The 17,487-nt window shown below is 55.1% G+C and carries 15 protein-coding genes; 6 read left to right on the top strand and 9 right to left on the bottom strand.

Going from position 1 to position 17,487, the window contains the following annotated elements:
* Positions 1-84: 84 nt before the first annotated feature.
* The 4 genes from msrA to SH139x_RS12850 form a co-directional block, all read right to left on the bottom strand.
* Positions 85-630, bottom strand: coding sequence for a peptide-methionine (S)-S-oxide reductase MsrA (gene msrA, locus SH139x_RS12865; protein ID WP_488355609.1), 546 nt, complete (start codon positions 628-630; stop codon positions 85-87).
* A 51-nt stretch (positions 631-681) separates the two neighbouring features.
* Positions 682-942, bottom strand: coding sequence for a TIGR03643 family protein (locus SH139x_RS12860; RefSeq protein WP_488355608.1), 261 nt, complete (start codon positions 940-942; stop codon positions 682-684).
* Positions 943-1,415: 473 nt separating this feature from the next.
* Entirely contained in the window at positions 1,416-1,562 is a 147-nt protein-coding gene (locus SH139x_RS12855; protein ID WP_488355607.1) for a P-type ATPase actuator domain-containing protein, read from the bottom strand.
* 78 nt (positions 1,563-1,640) lie between these two features.
* Positions 1,641-3,344: a peptide chain release factor 3 gene (locus tag SH139x_RS12850; protein ID WP_488355606.1), complete on the bottom strand. Its 1,704-nt coding sequence runs from the start codon at positions 3,342-3,344 to the stop codon at positions 1,641-1,643.
* Positions 3,345-3,873: 529 nt separating this feature from the next.
* Here SH139x_RS12850 and SH139x_RS12845 point away from each other — a divergent pair.
* On the top strand, positions 3,874-4,098 hold the full coding sequence (locus SH139x_RS12845; RefSeq protein ID WP_488355605.1) for a hypothetical protein: 225 nt from the start codon (positions 3,874-3,876) through the stop codon (positions 4,096-4,098).
* Positions 4,099-4,709: 611 nt separating this feature from the next.
* Here the strand turns inward: SH139x_RS12845 and SH139x_RS12840 are convergent.
* Complete coding sequence (locus SH139x_RS12840) at positions 4,710-5,762, bottom strand: AI-2E family transporter (RefSeq protein WP_488355604.1); 1,053 nt, start codon at positions 5,760-5,762, stop codon at positions 4,710-4,712.
* 142 nt (positions 5,763-5,904) lie between these two features.
* Between SH139x_RS12840 and SH139x_RS12835 the strand changes: the two genes are divergently transcribed.
* On the top strand, positions 5,905-6,255 hold the full coding sequence (locus SH139x_RS12835; protein WP_488355603.1) for a DUF1622 domain-containing protein: 351 nt from the start codon (positions 5,905-5,907) through the stop codon (positions 6,253-6,255).
* Here SH139x_RS12835 and SH139x_RS12830 read toward each other — a convergent pair.
* A complete protein-coding gene (locus SH139x_RS12830) occupies positions 6,252-7,754 on the bottom strand; it encodes an SDR family oxidoreductase (RefSeq protein WP_488355602.1) in 1,503 nt (500 codons plus the stop codon). The two genes, SH139x_RS12835 and SH139x_RS12830, sit on opposite strands and share 4 nt — an antisense overlap.
* A gap of 268 nt (positions 7,755-8,022) precedes the next feature.
* A complete protein-coding gene (locus SH139x_RS12825; protein WP_488355601.1) occupies positions 8,023-9,489 on the bottom strand; it encodes a hypothetical protein in 1,467 nt (488 codons plus the stop codon).
* A gap of 226 nt (positions 9,490-9,715) precedes the next feature.
* On the opposite strand from SH139x_RS12825, the gene SH139x_RS12820 reads away from it, so the two are divergent.
* The 3 genes from SH139x_RS12820 to SH139x_RS12810 all read left to right on the top strand — a co-directional run bounded on the left by SH139x_RS12820 (position 9,716) and on the right by SH139x_RS12810 (position 14,832).
* Complete coding sequence (locus tag SH139x_RS12820; RefSeq protein WP_488355600.1) at positions 9,716-10,129, top strand: BON domain-containing protein; 414 nt, start codon at positions 9,716-9,718, stop codon at positions 10,127-10,129.
* A 414-nt stretch (positions 10,130-10,543) separates the two neighbouring features.
* Positions 10,544-13,195, top strand: a complete 2,652-nt coding sequence (locus tag SH139x_RS12815) for a secretin N-terminal domain-containing protein (RefSeq protein ID WP_488355599.1) — start codon at positions 10,544-10,546, stop codon at positions 13,193-13,195.
* Positions 13,196-13,305: 110 nt separating this feature from the next.
* Positions 13,306-14,832 carry a proprotein convertase P-domain-containing protein gene (locus SH139x_RS12810; RefSeq protein WP_488355598.1) on the top strand — a complete coding sequence of 509 codons (1,527 nt, stop codon included), beginning with the start codon at positions 13,306-13,308 and terminating at the stop codon, positions 14,830-14,832.
* 29 nt (positions 14,833-14,861) lie between these two features.
* On the opposite strand, the gene SH139x_RS12805 is transcribed toward SH139x_RS12810, so the two are convergent.
* Positions 14,862-15,350, bottom strand: coding sequence for an SET domain-containing protein (locus SH139x_RS12805; RefSeq protein ID WP_488355597.1), 489 nt, complete (start codon positions 15,348-15,350; stop codon positions 14,862-14,864).
* Between the two features lie 191 nt (positions 15,351-15,541).
* Here SH139x_RS12805 and SH139x_RS12800 point away from each other — a divergent pair, with 191 nt between their 5' ends.
* Entirely contained in the window at positions 15,542-16,639 is a 1,098-nt protein-coding gene (locus tag SH139x_RS12800; protein ID WP_488355596.1) for a redoxin domain-containing protein, read from the top strand.
* Between the two features lie 30 nt (positions 16,640-16,669).
* On the opposite strand, the gene SH139x_RS12795 is transcribed toward SH139x_RS12800, so the two are convergent.
* Complete coding sequence (locus SH139x_RS12795) at positions 16,670-17,476, bottom strand: SDR family NAD(P)-dependent oxidoreductase (RefSeq protein ID WP_488355595.1); 807 nt, start codon at positions 17,474-17,476, stop codon at positions 16,670-16,672.
* Positions 17,477-17,487: the final 11 nt, after the last annotated feature.

Below are 17,487 nucleotides of genomic sequence, written 5' to 3'. Positions count from 1 at the left end.
CTTCCATCGCGAAATCAATTTCAAATTCCTGATGCATTACCGGATTGTTACCATCGATTGATATCGCCAGCCAGACTACCAAGCTCATTCGCTAGGAGCACCACTTGCGGAGGCACTTTCAGACGGCAACTCCGCTTCCCGCTTCGGCAAAACCCACTCGGGACGCGGAAAATGACATGTGTAGCCATTCGGCAAACGTTGAAGATAGTCTTGGTGCTCAGGCTCAGCTTCCCAAAAATCGCCGACGGGTTCAACTTCCGTTACGACTTTACCTGGCCACAGCCCGGAAGCATCCACATCAGCGATGGTGTCGATGGCGATTTGCTTCTGGTGTTTATTCTCAAAGTAAATTGCTGAACGATACGACGGACCACAATCGTTTCCTTGGCGGTTCGGCGTGGTCGGATCATGAATCTGGAAGAAGAACTCCAGTAGCTGCCGATAGCTTAGCTGAGTGGGATCGAACAGAATTTCGATGCCCTCGGCATGATTTCCATGATTCCGATAGGTCGCATTAGGAATTTCACCACCGGTGTATCCCACACGTGTTTTCTCGACACCGGGTAGTTTTCGGATCAAATCCTGCATGCCCCAAAAACAACCACCCGCTAAGACTGCGCGTTCATTCATTTTATTTCAACCAATTAGTGAGTTAGTCAACGTGCATTCACCCGGAAAACGTTATCCACGCTGAGATTTGGCTCGAAACCGCAGTGGCGTGACGGGATTACCGCGAGCAAATTTTTGCTCATGTTTTGTGCTTCGTCCATAGGTGCGTTTCCGCCACAGCTTAAAGGACCCAACGGACAATTCACGTCGCATCAACTTAATCACCTCGCCGGGAGTCAGGCCAAATTGCGTGCGAATCGCTTCGAAGCTGGTGCGATCCTCCCAAGCCATCATGATGATGCGGTCCATTTCGCCTCGAGTGAGTTCGTTCATCGCCACTTAAAAGTATAATTCGGGAACGTTACCTTTTTTGCGACTTCCGCCAGCAATTCGGAACCCTGTCGCCTGAGCCTGTGAAAAGCGACGCAGTCTATTATGCATCGACGGCAAGCCAGCATGTATCCCCGCAGCATTGTGCCGCCGAAACTGGACTCTTACTTGAGGAAACAGTACTCGTGTTGAGGGATCGGTCGCGGACGAGCACGAGCACGAGCACGAGAGGAGGACTAAGCCAGCGTTGGAACCAAGCGTTCTTTTTCTGTTTCCATTTGCTGAACATCGCTTGCCACGATTCCCTGTTCACTCGTTCCCGCGGCCTCAGGGCTTTATGCCCCTCGTTGAGGATAATCGCGGTGGCAGCCCCGCCGATCGCCACGAGCCAGACCTGCCAGGGTAATGGCTTAAAGTCAAAAAGCTGCTGAGTCCAAGGCAGATAGAGGGCGACGATGGGGACGGCAGAGAGACTGCTACCCCTGCGAATCGATGAGCCGCAAATCGGCAGGTACCATACTGCCTTGATCGAGCAACACGATATCGCCGGGAACAAGCCAAACTGGCGGAGAACCGGACCGTTTGTCCAGCCAGAGCGGGAGCAAGCTGAAATGGACATACATCAACGATCAGCAGCGCTAACGGGAGGTGCCATGAGAGCGAATAATGGAGATACTTCCTCAGCATCGTTGGGGCTGTGTTTATTCAGCAGCCGAGTTAAATGATGAGAGCCGAATTTCGTGAAATTCAATCTTGGGATTCTCCCGGACCACGGTGTTGGCATCCCACTCGGACTTAATCAGCAGGGCGTCGTGTCCAAATTGGTCGCGGACCAACTTCACGGAGTAGGGCAATCTGAGAGCTCGCCGTTCCTCTTCGGTGGCGTTAAACCAGCGGACCATTTTGTAGGGTCGCCAGCTGAGAGAAGTGGGCGCGTTGTATTCAGACTCCAAACGAAAACGCACCACGTCAAACTGCAATTCTCCTACCGCCGCCAAGATCATTTCGCGACGGGTGGCTAAGGCGTCGTGGAAAACTTGAATGGCGCCCTCTTCCACCAATTGCTCCAGCCCGCGATCAAACTGTTTGCGTCGCGAGGTATCGGGGCAATCGAGAACGGCAAAAAACTCAGGCGAAAACTGTGGCAACGGTTCGTACTGCACGGCCTCACCATTGCAGAGTGTATCACCGAGCCGAAATTCGCCGGGGCAAACCAAACCGATAATATCACCTGGATAGGCTTCCTCCATCGTTTGTCGCTCTTGGCCGAAGACGCGGAGTGCTCGCGGCAGCCTTAAGCGTTTACCGCTGCGTGGGATCGTCACTTCCATGTCCCGCTGGAACTTGCCGGTGCAGACTCGCATGAAGGCCACGCGATCGCGATGGCGTGGATCAAGGTTGGCCTGGATCTTGAACACGAAACCGGAAAAATTCGGATCACTGCCGGGAACCAAGCCGCGGTTACTGATCCGATCGCCGGGGGGCGGACATAGATTGAGGAAGCCGCGGAGGAAGTGCTCGACTCCAAAATTGGTGAGCGCACTTCCGAAGTAGACGGGTGTTTGCTCACCCCGCAGAAACCGCTCGCGGTCCAACTCCGCTCCGGCGAACCGAACCAGTTCAACTTCCTCTTGGGTGCGCTCGAGTAACTCTGGGGAAATCGCCCCGCTGGCACTGCTATCGCCCGTTTTCAGAGCTTCGGCGGAGCGAGTCTCAAGGTCAGCCCAAGAGGTCACCTCGGCGGCGATTCGGCGTTCCCCTTTGCGATCGCTGAACAGGTGGATGGTATCATCCTGGAGATCGACAAACCCTTGGAATTCACTACCGCTACCGATTGGCCAGTTTTGGGGCAGGGGCTCGATGGAAAATTTCCGCTCAATTTCGTCAATAATTTCCAAGGGTGATCGTCCCGGGCGATCCACTTTGTTTACGAATGTGATTACGGGAATTTTACGCAGCGCGCAGACGCGAAACAATTTTTCGGTCTGAGTTTCAATCCCCTTGGCCATATCGATGACCATCACCGCAGCATCGGCGGCCACGAGGGTGCGATAAGTATCTTCGCTGAAATCATGGTGGCCTGGGGTGTCCAACAAATTGACTTGGCAGCCCCCGAACTCGAAGGTCAGCACAGTGGAGCTAACAGAAATGCCCCGCTGCTTCTCCAACTCCATCCAGTCTGAGGTGGCGGTTCGCTGAGTTTTCCTGCCACGCACCGCACCGGCGATTTCAATCGAACCGCCGAAAAGCAGCATCTTCTCAGTCAGCGTTGTCTTTCCAGCATCAGGGTGGGAAATAATTGCGAAGGTCCGACGACGTAGCCGTTGGGCCTCAATGGCGGGATCGCCATTGGACCGTGCGGATGAATTGCTGGTCGCCGTTGCTTGCATGTTCTCTGAATTCATAAGTCCGTCGTGCAGAAAGATGACGCATCTGCCCCCCAAAAAAGAGCCCCCTGATCCGTCGCGTCTTGGTCGGTACGTCGCTAGTCCGTGAATTTTTTGTGACCAGAGCAGTCATCAAAAGCTGGATTGCCGCCGCAGCGGAACCCACAAGGGCAACGTCACGCGACATCTTCAAAGCGGACTAAGTTCAGCCAGGCTGAAGTCTGGTTCGTCAGTTGTCGAGCGCGATGACAACTCAGGTACCAGCCTCCAGAAGTCTTTTACTCAGGCACCCGCTTTGTGGGTTGCATCCACGCATGATACCGAAACGCCCCCCTGTGAACAAGCCAGACGACGCCCGCGGCGCGTTGGTTGCACGCTGGAAATGTTAACGTGATTCTCAAAATAGGGCGTTTCAGCGATGACAACGAACATACAGATAATTTTTAAAGCGCGCACGGCCACGTCTACCGATTGGCGGAGGGGATTGCCATGGGCGCCCGTGAAGTTCCGGACACCGAGGTGGAAGTGTTGCAAGTCAGAAGAGACGTTGCCGCGTGAACTATTAGAGAAAATCTGTGCCTGGGAGAATCGCCAAGGGTTCGCGCACATTCCCATCGCCCAGCCCAAAAAGCTTGTCGAAGCCGACGCCATCGTGCTCGGTTCACCGACCCGCTACGGTGCCTCAGCCGCTCAGATGCAGGCATTCCTGGATTCAACAGGCGAGCAATGGATTTCGGGGGAAAAAGGACCAGCGTCAACCGAGCGAAAATGAATGTGCGATTGCCCGTGCCCAAGGTCGCCAAGTGGCCAAGATCGCAGGCAAACTAAAGCAGTCCGCCCAGCCAAGAAAGTATCCACGGTTTATGAAAGAATCAGCAATCCAAAAGCAATGACCCCTCACGCCAGTAAAAACGTTGCCGATGTTAAGATAGGTGCCAAGATTGCAACGCGCGCAACGGTGACACTGCTGTTTTCCGGGGTACGGCAGATTCCTCTGAATCCCAGAAATAGGTGGGCCAGATAGTCGATCGAACCATCCAGGAAAATATCGCAAACGTGAGCGACGTCAAAATGGACAGCACTATGACGAACAGCGTGCCACAAGCGTTTAACATCGAAAGTGCCGTTGCCGCGATATCACAAAGCACGAACCCGAGTCCGACTAGTCGTGACATAGTTTTGCTCCTTCTCTGCGAAGATGAAATCGACTCCAATTCACAGCAGCTAACGTGCCTCATGCAAGCTGCCATCACAGTTTTGTTCGTCCAGCAGGCAAGAGTGCTTTAACGCCCACCCTGCTGCACACGCTTGGCGTTTATTGCCTAGCCGTTAATGCGAGGAAGCAAATAATGTTCCATTAGCTGCTGAGCAACCAATCGGCAGCTAAGAGATCCGGCTCGTCAAACTGCCGGGATCGTCGTCGCCCAGAGTGTCGCGAATATATAGCATCTGGATCAAAACCAAGGCAACGACTACCAAGGGGGCTGCCATCATAATGCCAATCAAACCAAACATCATACCCATCAGCAATTGAGCGGAAATTGTCAGAATGGGTGGCAGCGTGACCTCATGGCGTTGGATCATCGGGGTCAACACGTAACTTTCCACCGCTTGCAAAATAATGTTGAACAGCACCACGTAGAGCACCGTGTTGAGTCCAACGTTAATGGCTAGCAGCACCTGAGGTACGGCGGCCAATAAGGGGCCGATATTGGGAATAAAGGTCAGTAGAGCAGCCAACACACCCAAGGTGATCGGCAGCGGCACGCCCAGCAACCACAGGCCAAGACTCGTCAAGACACCGACGATGGCCATCGACATAAACCGGCCAATCAACCACAAACCAAGCGCAGCACGCAGTTTGCTTAAAATCCGCTTGACCTGCTGACGCTGATCGGTGGGGAACAATTTGGCAATCCCCGCACGATACAACTCGGGCGCTGCGGCTGCGTAGAGACCAACAAAGAATATGACCAAAGCGCCCGTCAGAGCCCAGCCCGCACGCCGCAAACCGCCGAGCATATTTGGCATCAGCCGGGAATCGGAGATTACATTCCGTGCCTGCTCAGCACTTGGCAGGTACTGTTCAAGCGATTCAAACTGGTTCAAGCGAGCGTTAGCCTGCTCGAGCGATTGTTGCAACACTGCCCAAAACTGATCAGCACGCTGGGCCACCTGAGCCCCAAGATAATAGAGCCCAATGCCAATGAGCGCCAACAAGAAAACAACCACGGTAACAAAGCAGAAACGATAAGAGAGACGAGTGTGAGATGCTGGCCAATCACTCAAACCGTGGACAAAGATGCCAAAGAGAATTCCCGCGAAAACCAGCAACAAAACGCTGACAACCATGACGAATAAGTTCGCAGTCGCTAAGATTACTCCGAACAATAGCAGTGCGATCAGCAGGAACCACCTAAGTTGCTCACGGACCATCAAGCCAGCACCAGTAGGGGAAATAGAGTTGAAACAGGCAGCTTAGTGCAGCAATCTGCGTTCCACTCTGGTGCAATCGCAAATCAGGTTTCAATACATCGCCGACAATACATCGCCGACAATCAATCCCAGGAGCTGTAGCATGGAAACGAGCGTCAAACCAATCGCCGAAGTGTGTGCTGCCGGCTTGGAGCTAGTTGGCATCGTGGTGATTACGGCGGCGGCGCTGTTTGCCATCATCAGCGGAGTGCGTGATTTGCTGGGAAAAACCTCGATCGAAAGCCTTGCTCACCAGATACGCCAGCGGCTTGGGCGAGGAATTTTGTTCGGTTTGGAATTTCTAATGGCGGCTGACATCGTGCACACTGTGGCTGTCGACTTGACACCAGAGACCGTCGGTGTGCTCACGGTGATTGTCCTGATTCGAACCTTCTTAAGCTTTACGCTGGAAGTCGAATTGACTGGCAAGTGGCCATGGCAGCAGCAGGGCTAAGTCGTGGCTGATGCTTTGGCAGCACGACGGGCAACCGCGTGTAGCATACCTTGAAAGACCACTTGGTGGAGCGGCCAGATCGAGTACCAATAGATCAACCCCAGCAGCCCGGCTGGATCAAATTCAGCGGTTTGTCGAATCGTCGAGCCTCCGCCGGGTCGGCTGGTAACCTCGTATTCCAGCCAACCTCGCCCCGGCAGCTTCATCTCGGCAAAGAGCCTCAATCTGGCGTTGGGCTCCATGACTTGGACACGCCAGAAATCGACGGCATCGCCCATTCGCAAATCAACCGGATGACGCCGGCCGCGGCGAAAACCAACACCGCCGACGAGCAAGTCGATAAATCCTCTGATTTTCCAAAGCCAGTTGGCATAATACCAGCCGGCCTCGCCACCCAGACGCTGGATCGGGTGGAAGGCTGCGGCCGGCGTTAGCTCGACATCAATCGTCCGCGAATCGACCAAGCGACTGCCAATGGCGACGCCTCCCCACTTTGTCACTGGGCCTGAGGACGAGAGCGCATCGGACCAACGCGTCTCCACCATCTCCTCATCCTCCCGTTGAATCGCGCGGGCGATCGCTTCGCTAACTCCGGCGGGCCGCACGGCAAAATCTTGCTGAGCAGCATCATTCGTGACCACCGTCGGATTGGCCAGCCCCTCCACAAGCTTGCGACCAATCCTGGCATAGACGGGAGTTACCAGCCCCAACCAAAGACTGCTGATACGAGGCGATAGAAAAGGAACACGAATCTTCAGCCGCCGCAGTCCCCGCTGCTTGGCGTACTCATCCATGATCCCTCCGTAGGATACCCGCTCAGGACCCCCAATCTCATAAATTTTGGATTGCCCTAATGGTTTATCAAGAACTTCCATGAGGTAGCTCAAGACGTCACGAATCCCAATAGGCGAGGCTTCTGTGGAAACCCATTTGGGCCACACCATCACCGGCAGCTTTCGCACCAGCGAGCGAACTAAATCAAAGGACAAACTACCCGAGCCAATGATAATCGAAGCGCGGAATTCTATGACTTGCGCACCCGAGTCACGGAGTAACCGCCCGACTTCATGACGACTCTGCAAATGACTCGAAAGGGCATCGTCACTTTGTCCCAAGCCGCCCAAATAAATGATTCTCTTCACACCGGCCGCTTTGGCAGCTTGAGCAAAGTTCTCCGCCCCCAGCCGATCCTCTTGTTCAAACCCCTCGCCGGTGCCCATGGAATGGATCAAGTAATAGGCCGTGTGAATGCCGGCCAGCGGGGCATCGAGTGAACTACGGTCGAGCACATCTCCGGCCATCACCTCCGTGGAGGCCGCGACGCGATTGCGGGAATTTTCCGGATGCCGTGACAGGCAACGCAACGGGTGACCAGCCGCTTCCAACAAACGCAATAGCCGGCCCCCCACGTAACCGGTTGCTCCGGTCAACAGAATTCGCTGCTGAGGAGCAGATTCGGCCGCAGCAGCATCTTGGTCGGCAGCATGTTCTTGATTCAACAGTTCACGTCCGGTCAGCAGGAAAAGCGAGCTCGATCAATGTCGAGTTTGTCCAAGTCTGTTGAACTGTAGGCTCGAGGATAGCCAAGTCGGGACACCAACGCTGGTGCCTAGCCTTCAGGGATCGTCCGGCTAACGCAGCGTCACGATTCGCACTCGCACTCAATGAAATGGTACTCGTGCTCGTAATCCAAGTCGGCGTTTCGAGCACGAGTACGAGCACGAGTACGAATTGTGCTCGCTTCGTGAGCAGGACGAGTTCAATCGGCTAATAACCGATTCCAGCTCGCAAGATAAAAGTTGAGTCGGGTTCGAAGCTGCCCGGAGTGGTGTCGTAGAGAATCTCGCGTTCGAAGACCCAACCAGCTTCCACGAACCCGGTTCTCCGGCCGCTGCGGATTAAATCACTGCGGCCCCATTCCAGCCCGACGAGTACCCGCATGTCATTCACATCAACGCGGTCCTCGACGTTGTTGGTGCGCGTGACAGTCCATGATCCGCCACCATACTCCCCAGCCACATAGCCCCAAACATCTTTGGTTCCGACCGTCCGCAGATAGCGGGAAACCTTAGGCTCAGGGAAGTAAATGTCCCACCGAGAATAAGGTGTGGGCTGCCACAAAATACCGCCAGCGGGAATCAGTTGGTAGCGAATCCGATCGATATACATGACACCCGCCTTAAGCGTGGTGCGTGGCGTGAGCCGGAACTTTCCCAGCGCCTGCCCCATGATTCGCAGACTGTCGCTGTTGAATGTGTCAAAGTCCGTAAAGACCCCCACCCGCAGCCCAGTTTCGATCCCTAAAATCTGATTTGGATCGGTCTGCCAGCCAAAGTCGAGAAAGGCCTCGTAAGCCGACGACGGCAAGTCGGCTGCCCCCCGTGGCCCATCCCAAAGGTCAAGCGAAAAAGAGGGCAACACATATATAGGTTGACCACTCCAGAGAAAGTTCGGAAAAGCAAGAGCTACGGACACCTCAGTCTCATTCACCCCAAAATCGCCTGAGCCCCCGTCCCCACCTCCTAACCAACCATGCCTTAAACGAGGACCCTGCAAGAACTTAAAAGCTCCCGGCATGGCCATCTCAGCAAACGGATTGTAGTACCCGCCAGGGTTCGCCCCGTAGCCACCTCCCATTAGCCCACCGGGGAATAACACCGGTGGCCCCGCGCTAGGATAAGTGCTGGGTGGATAAGCAGTCGGTGGATAAGCGTTGGGTGGATAAGCGGTTGGAGGGTAGCCGGGCGGAGGATACGCATTCGGTGCGAAGCCGGGCGGCGGTAGCGGGGTGTTGGCTTGATAACCAGTGGTTGAACCTTGCACGCCACTGCCGGGCCAACCACCAAACATCGAACCGAGCGCGCCGGCACCTGGTAATGCGGCGGGGGGCGGTACCGGCGACTGAGACGGCAGGGCGGGTGTAAACACCCCCGGTGTGCTGCCGGTGCTATAGGGATCGTAAGTCGGATTGCCCAGCGAAAGAGATGGAGGATTTGGAGACGAAAAGGCCGTTGGTCCGGGAACGGCCGAAAGTTCCGTCCGAGGAGCCGCAGCGTTGGGGACTCCACCTAACACGGGTGGCGGATTCTGCAGAGACGGCGCGACGTTTGCTGGCATTGGCGAGGTCGAGGGACCTCGCGTACCTTGGCCATGACACACCCCACCGCACAACCCGCTGGGGGTGACGACCAGGGCTGCCAGCAGCAGCGGCGGAATCGATTTTTGTCGGCACACGAGTCACTCACTCTTTAGACAAAACTAAATTAATTTTTCCGAGTGTTACGTGTAGGGACTCGCTGAAGTCAAGAGCAGCCGACGTTTGTGGCCTCCCCACACGCGATCTACTTCGCGCCTGTTGTTCTGCTGCTACTGCGACTGAATACTACAGCGACTGACATACTGCTGCGACTGACGGTCTTATTTCCCAGTTTCCCAACCCACAGCAAAATGGAGCATTCAAATGGCAACCCATCGCCTCGCCCAACTTATCCTCGTCGCGTTAACTTTTTGCCTGATGAGCGTTGCGACTCCGCAATCCGCATCCGCACAAGAAGGAATTGGTGAACGCTTGGGAGCTCAACTCGATCGCACGATTAATCGGCTGAGCAATGAATTTCAGGAAAACTGGCAAGCCCTACAGAAAATGGTCGATCGCATGGGGGTTCACGGCAGAGTTTACAGTCGCCTCAAATGGGACAAAGCACTCGTCGATGCCAAGCTCCAACTCGAGGTCGAATCGGAGGGCGTTGTGGTCCTCAACGGTACCGTGCCGAATGTCGCGGCCAAGACCAAGGCCATCGCACTGGCGAAAGAGACCGTCGGAGTGGACCGGGTTGTCGAAACGCTGAAAGTTGTCAACGGCGACACCCCCTGATTCCTCCTCGGCTCCAACTTGCCCTATTTTCCCAGTCGGCGCGGCTGGCTGGTTTCCCGCAAAGAGCTAGGTCCAAACTGATCTCCAGTTGCGATTGCCTAACGTGCCGTCTAAGATCGGTCCCTGCGAACGTATTGTGGGAATGACGCCCGCCGGTTTGCAAAATGCCCGCCTCCAGTCCCGCCCAGAATACTAGTTTTCGCAACGTAAGTCGGCCAGGCTTCCCTTAATCGACGTCTGCCGCCGGAGAACAGCCCACTCACCACGATGTTGCTACTCGCCGATGGTTTATCTCAGCATTGGGTTGGCAAGCGACTAGAGTAGTAATCGGGATCAAAGCTTTGGGCACGCGTGGAAAGGGTACGCAGTCTTTGCGTGAACTTGAAATCTGTATCTCGAAATGAGTAGCTCAGCGTGTTCGGAATTTTTAAACATCGATTGCAGTATCCGCATGGACTGCGACTGCCCGCACTGAGGTGGGCCTGGGGTTGCTGGTTGGTTGTTCTCTACCCACTCAATTTAAACGCCCAGCCGCCCACTCCGCAGCCGCCCACTTCCGATGCTGCTGCCCCCATTCCTGAGAGTTCAGAATCCGCCCCGGCACAGTCGACCACGGCTGGGGATCTCGAGATAAGCCGCGACGGTGAGGATGCTGAGGTCAATTCGAGCCGGGCAGAGAATCGTTTTCGTTTCTCATTTAATGGTGCACGTTGGCGCGAGGTCTTGGAGTGGCTAGCGGAAGAAGGCGAAATGGCTTTGCAGCTTGGCGAATTGCCGACTGGCAGCTTTACTTACTCCGACCGGGAAAACTTTACGCTCAGCGGGGCGATCAGCCGTTTGAACTTGTTTCTCATTCCTGAAGGGTTTGCCGCTGTCCGCCGGGGCAACCTGTTGACGGTTATCCAGCTGGGAGATCCGCGGAGTCTGCAACAACTCGACGCTTTGGCGGAAGTCGTTCCTCCGGGGTCGATGAAGGAGCGCGATGCCAATGAAGTGGTGAAGTGTTTTTTGCCACTGGGGGAATTACCCGCCACGGAGGTGGTGGCAGAACTGCAGCCGTTATCATTGATGGTGGCACCCGTGGTGTTGCCCAAGTCCAACCAATTGATGGTTACTGAGACTGCTAGCAAACTACTGAGTGTTATTGATATTGTTGAGGCGATGGATCAGCCCGTCGAGGAGGCTCAAGTCAGGCGATTCGATCTCCAGCACGTAACGTCGGAGACGTTGATGTTGGTTGCTGGTGGTCATTTGGGCATTCCCGCCGATGAGAGTCGCGGTCTGGATATTACCATCACCACCGATCTCTCCGGCAAAAGTCTGTTCGCGATCGGCAGCTTGGAAAAGCTGAATATGTTGGAGCAGCTGATCCGAGTGCTGGACGTAGCTCCCGAACAGCAGGGACAAAGTGAGCCCAGCCGGTTAGTCGCTCATCAGGTGTCAGGCAACAGCGTGCAGGTTGTCTACGACGTATTGCAAACCTTACTCGCGGGCGAGGATTTGCGACTCTCGATTCAAGAGTCGACAAACAGCGTCGTCGCTTACGCTCCCGATCGCATCCATCGTCAGATCGAAGAGACAATCGTGGAGCTGGAAGCACCCACCATCGAATTCACCGTAATCGATCTCAATGGCGTCGAACCCTATTTTGCCGTCAGCTTGATCGAGCAGATGTTTCAGCAAAACGCCGTTCAACGAGAGTCTCGTGATCGTGACGACGAGGAGCCCGCCCAACAGGGTCCCATAGTCGACGCGGATCCGGGCAGCGGGCGGTTGTTTGTGCGAGGAACCGCCATGGAGATCCGTCAAATCGAGGAGTTAATCCAGCGGGTGTCGGGTGGCGTTAGCTCGGCGCGCCAGACGCGACTCATTCCGCTCAGTGGACCTCAACGTGACAGCGTGCTGAAGGCAGCGAACGAGATGTGGGATGACAAGACCGCGATACAGATCTTGCCACCTTGGGATGAAACGGAACAAGTGGAAGTGATCGAGCGAGCGCTGCATGAAGAGCAACCTCAAGCCACCGCTCGCACTCCCCGTTCTTCGCCGCTGGAGGAAAGTCCGCAAAACGACAAACAACTGACCGGCTTAGTGGCCGATGCCAATTGCGAGTCGGCAGACATCATTCAAAGTCAGGTGGTGCCAGGCGGGATCATGATTCAATCGGAGAATCTGTCAGCGCTCGATCGCTTTGAAAATCAACTTCGCACACTCTCACAAGAAGCAAGTAAAACCGCTTCACCCCCGGTAATCTACTACCTCAAGTATGTTACCGCCGCTGAGGCGGTAAATATGCTGGCCGATCTATTAGATGGTGGCTACAGCCTGAGCGCGACACCAGCCAACAGCCTAATCAACGGAGGTACCTCCGGGCTGGGCGGAGGATACTTCGGCAGTTTGCTGTTTAAACGCGATGGGGCCACAACCGTGACCGCTGGCACAGCCACAATCGTCTCCGACGCACGGCTCAACCGTTTAATCGTGCAAGGCACATCCGAGGACATCGCCACGATTGAACGGTATATGAAAATTATCGACAAGCAATCGAGCATTACGGATGTTGAGACTTCCGGTCAGACCCATGTGATCGAGTTGTTACACACCAAGGCGGAAGAAGTTGCGGAGGTAATTCGCAACGCCTATCCGGAGCGAATTTTAACTCCCACGCAACCAGGGAACAGCGGCAACCGCCGCCAAAGAGGTCAAGAGCCAGATCGTCGCGAGGAACCGCGTCGAGATGACCAAGATGAATCGCGAGATCGTGAAAATCGTGCCCCACGACCAGAGGAAAAGCCAACTCGGGGAGAGCAGCCCAAAATGAGCGTTGCCGTTCACGAAGCAAGCAACTCTTTGGTGATCACTGCTCCCGATGCCTTGTTTGCAGAAGTCGAACGTTTGGTCAACTCAGTCGATCAGCGGAGCGAGCAAGTCGTGGAAGTGGTCGTTCCCGGGGCGGGCGTTGATCTCGACGCGATCATGCAAGCGCTCTCAAGTGAGGGAGCGAGCGAAGAAAGACGGCGCGATTCACGCCAGCGAGACAACGATTCCCGCAGAGGACGCCGATGAGTATTCCCGCAGTGGCAGCGAGTCTCAAATCCGATAGCAGATTCTTTCCATGCTCCCGAGCCGGTAGCTCGCGCGTCTTAGTTCGAGGGCGAGAGAGGTTACCTCAGACCGTGCTGCTCTGTTGCTTGTTTATCTGCTCGGCAGGGCCCAATGCGTATGGCCAAGCCGAATGGATATCGCGAATCGATAGAGATCGGAATGGCTCGATCGAACCCGATGAAATCTCGGATCGCGCCCGCGAATATTTGGAAAGATTTGCCCGGCCCTATGGAATCAGCCTCTCGCGTCCCAACTCTGTGGAGCGACTGGAAGAAGCAGCCAGACGCTATTACGCGAGGCAAAACCGCGATGACCGAGACCGGGATAATGAGAGCGCGAGCGGTCCATCGATCAAGGGCTTTGGTCCCGGCGAGGACTTGGCATTGATCCCTGGCTTCGGCTTGGCCAACGTGCGGTATCCTTACACGACGACCGACGTTGACAGTGCGAAACGGGCGATGGAACGCTATGATCGGGATGAAAATGGATACATTGATGCCCGGGAATTCTCCGGCGTGCGTTGGTCCGAGAGTGCTCCCAACGATTTCGATTTCAACAAAGACGGGCGGTTAAGCGTAATCGAAGTCACGCAACGCTACGCGAAACGACGCATCAGCGAGCAGCGGGAACAGCTTGCCCAGCAACTATCGCCGCCACCAAACAGAGAGGCAGATCGCGACGATGATGACGATGATCGCCGCAACCGCTGGGACCGCTGGAGAAATCGTGGTCGAGCGGGCCAGTCGCGTGACGGCGATCGCGGCAGTAGCTCGTTGGCGACAACCCTGATCGAGCGTTATGACTTCAACAAAAACGACCTACTAGATGCCAATGAGATGGTCTCGGTCGGTATTCCGATCGCCCAAGTCGACTACGACCGGGATGGCCGAGTCAACAGGGATGAATTAACGCAATTTCTTTTTTCCAAACTGGAACAGGAAGCTAGCGACATGAGGGAGCTAGTTCCGACTTGGTTTTTTGAACGGGACATAGATGGCGATGACCAAGTGACGATGGCGGAATTCACTGACGAATGGTCACAAGACAAGCTCGTTGAGTTCGAACAGTTCGACATCAATCGCGACGGGATCATTACGGTCAACGAGGTGCTTTCCTCCAACGTTGTCGTCGGTGGACAGTTCGCCAACCTTAGCGGCCAAGTTTTGCTGCCACGTTCGACGATTGTGTCGGAGATTGATGTCAGCGATGACTATCTGATTGGCGACTTGAATGTGCAACTCTCCATCACGCACACGTTCGTCAGCCAGCTAGATGGCTATTTGATCAGCCCCGATGGCACGCGAATCGAGCTGTTCACGTCGGTCGGTGGCAGTGATGATCACTTTGATAAAACCATCTTTGACGATGAAGCTGGCACGAACATTACCCGCGGGCGGCCTCCTTTCAGTGGCAATTTCCAGCCCGAGGCGTTGGCCAGACGCCAACCAAGTCTTGCCAGCTTTAAGGGCAAAAACCTTAAAGGGGTTTGGCAGTTGATGATCCGCGGTAGCCGCAGCGAACGGTCTGGGATCTTGCATGGCTGGTCACTGAACGTCCAGCCCGACCGTGAAGCGGCAGAAACGCTGGCCACCGACTGAGACCGCAGCGGCTGACAGTTTGCAAACGACTAGTCTAACAACCTGCCCTGTCGACGGGCAGCCTTCAATTCTTTCGGGTCTACGATCCAGCCACGGCACTTTGCCGCTCCACATAGACAACGCATTGCTGCGTCTTCGGGCCACGCGTAGTCAATCGTCAATTCCTCGCCGGCTGTGATATCGCGAATTGCCATGAGCCAGATCCGGTAAAGCTTTCGGTCACCGACCTTTCTCCGCTTCCACAGTAGCAATTGACTGTTGGGCTGACAGCAATGGTTAAGGAAGCGAAACGGGGCCGCCGGTTCGAGCAACGCCTTACCTCCCAGGTCCATCGAATAATTCGACTCGTAATCCAGCCCCATGACTTGGCCAAAAATCTCGCCAATCACGGTTTCATCGGCGAAGTCTTGAAGTGCGAAGAGCCCTCTGCCAACCTGCGTTTTCTTGACTTTCACCAATTTCTTCAACTTGGCTAGTTCAGCTTTTTCTGATGCTTCCAACTCGGATGTCGCGTTCAAAATCAGTCGATCCTGGAATAGTCTTGTCAATCAATAAAAAACTTTTTAGCACCCGATTGCTTGGCGGTCTCAGGTAAGAAAAAATCATTCTCTCAACGGATTGCCGCTCATCACGATTAATCAAAGCGACTTCCACGTCCGCTTTTCCCTTTTCACCTCTGCTCATCTCAATGTCGTTCGGAGTAGCCACGATGCGAACCACTGGACCGATGCATAGTTTCCTGACCAGTTGTTTGCTGGTTGTCGTTTGGACCACTACCGCATTCGGCCAGGAGGGGGATTTGGAACCTGAAATCCCCCCGGCACTATTGCAGATGTCGCGAGATTCGGCAATTCACCGTGAGTTAAAATTGTCACCGGACCAAGTCGAACAGGCGTTAGCCGTGACTGATCGGATCGACGCCATGTGGTGGCCCAGCCGAAATTATGATCCGACAAAGCAACGCCAAGTCGTACGTAGGTTGACCGACGAACTTCGCGCTGCATGGTTGCAGATTCTCGATGAGGAGCAACGCGTCAGACTGCGGCAACTCGAACGTCAAGCATTGGGTACGCGAATGATGTTGAGTGGGGACGTGGCTGATTTCCTGCGGCTGTCACTACCGGTTCGTGAACGGATCAAGCAAACGGCATTAGAAACAGACAGCGCAGCCAAGAAACTTCAGAAAGAGCTGCAAGCGGGTGAAAAATTGGCGGTCATCAACGACAAACTGGCTGCAGTCAAGAAAAAGGAACTCTCCACGGTAGTCGCCCAATTATCTCCTGAACAGCAGAAACAATTCCCCGAGCTGGTGGGCGCCCCCTTTGATTTCTCCAAAATCCGTCGGTCAAACCCCCGAGCGCCGGAATTAATCGGCCAATCGACAGACTGGTTGCAAGGTGGCCCGTTGAAACTAAGCCAACTGCGAGGCAAGGTGGTTGTGCTCCATTTCTACGCATTCCAATGCATCAATTGCCGCAGAAATTTGCCCCATTACAACGGCTGGTTTAATGACTTCTCCAGCGAAGATCTGGTTGTGATCGGCATCCAATCCCCCGAGACTTCTGCCGAGCGAGATCCAAGCCGAGTGAAAGCGGCGCTAACGGACGAGGGAGTAAAGTATCCCATCTTGTTCGATGGCGAAGCGAAAAATTGGCAAGCTTGGGGGAACACCATGTGGCCGACCGTTTACATCATTGATCGTGACGGCTTCATCCGCACTTGGTGGCAAGGCGAGTTGAATTGGCAGGGTGCAGAGGGTGAGCAGCAGGTTCGCGAAATGATCCGCAAGTTGGCCGAGCAAAGCTAGCACGGCGAATGGCTTTGGCCATTTGGTAAGTTAGGCGGGCGGATCAGGCTGTTGCCAACTGGACATTCCACCGTCGACGTATAGAGTCTGCCCGTGGATGTGGGCGGCAGCTTGGCTGAGCAGGAAAACGACCGGTGGCCCACACACGTCAGCCGCCGGCACTGAGCCATTGGGCGTGTGCAACTCCATCCAGCGCGTCAACTTCTGATTGGTTTCCAGCGCGCCGGTCATCGGCGTGCGGACCAACCCGGGCGCCATGGAATTCACCCGAATGTTGTGCGGGGCAAGTTCCACGCACAGCGATCGGACCAACGCGGCGACCGCTCCTTTGCTGGCATCGTAGCTGACGTGCTGGGGTTCGGAGAGCAGCCCGTTGATCGAACCAGTAAACACAACTTGTGCTGGCTGGTTTCCGGCGATCCAGTGACGGGCGAAAGCTTGTGTCAGGAACAATCCAGCCGCCACGTTGAGTTGCATCGTTCGGTAGTAAACCGCGGCTGTGAGTTCGACAAACTCACCATCTTGATAAGTGCCCGCGTTGTTCACGAGGCCATCAATTGCCGGATTAACGCCCAAGGCCATTGCCGCCAGTTTATCGGCGCGTTGATCCACCGCGGATGTCGGATCCTCCGCCAACAAATTATAAGTCAGCAGATCGACATGGGCGCCGGCCTCCCGACAAACGGCAACGGTCTCCTCGGCCGCCGCGTCCGCACGCAGTCCTTGAATGACGAGATTCCCGCCAGCCTGTGCGATTGATTTACAGATCGCCGCACCCACGCCTTGGGTTCCACCGGTAACAAAGATTGTGCGGCCGGAGAGGCTAAACGGATTCATCGACTCACTCA

It is taken from the genome of Kothea flammea (assembly GCF_052161645.1).
GTDB lineage: Bacteria > Planctomycetota > Planctomycetia > Pirellulales > Pirellulaceae > Laterigemmans.
The sequence above is the reverse complement of the archived record's forward strand: the minus strand, read 5'-3'. Positions and strand labels throughout refer to the sequence as shown.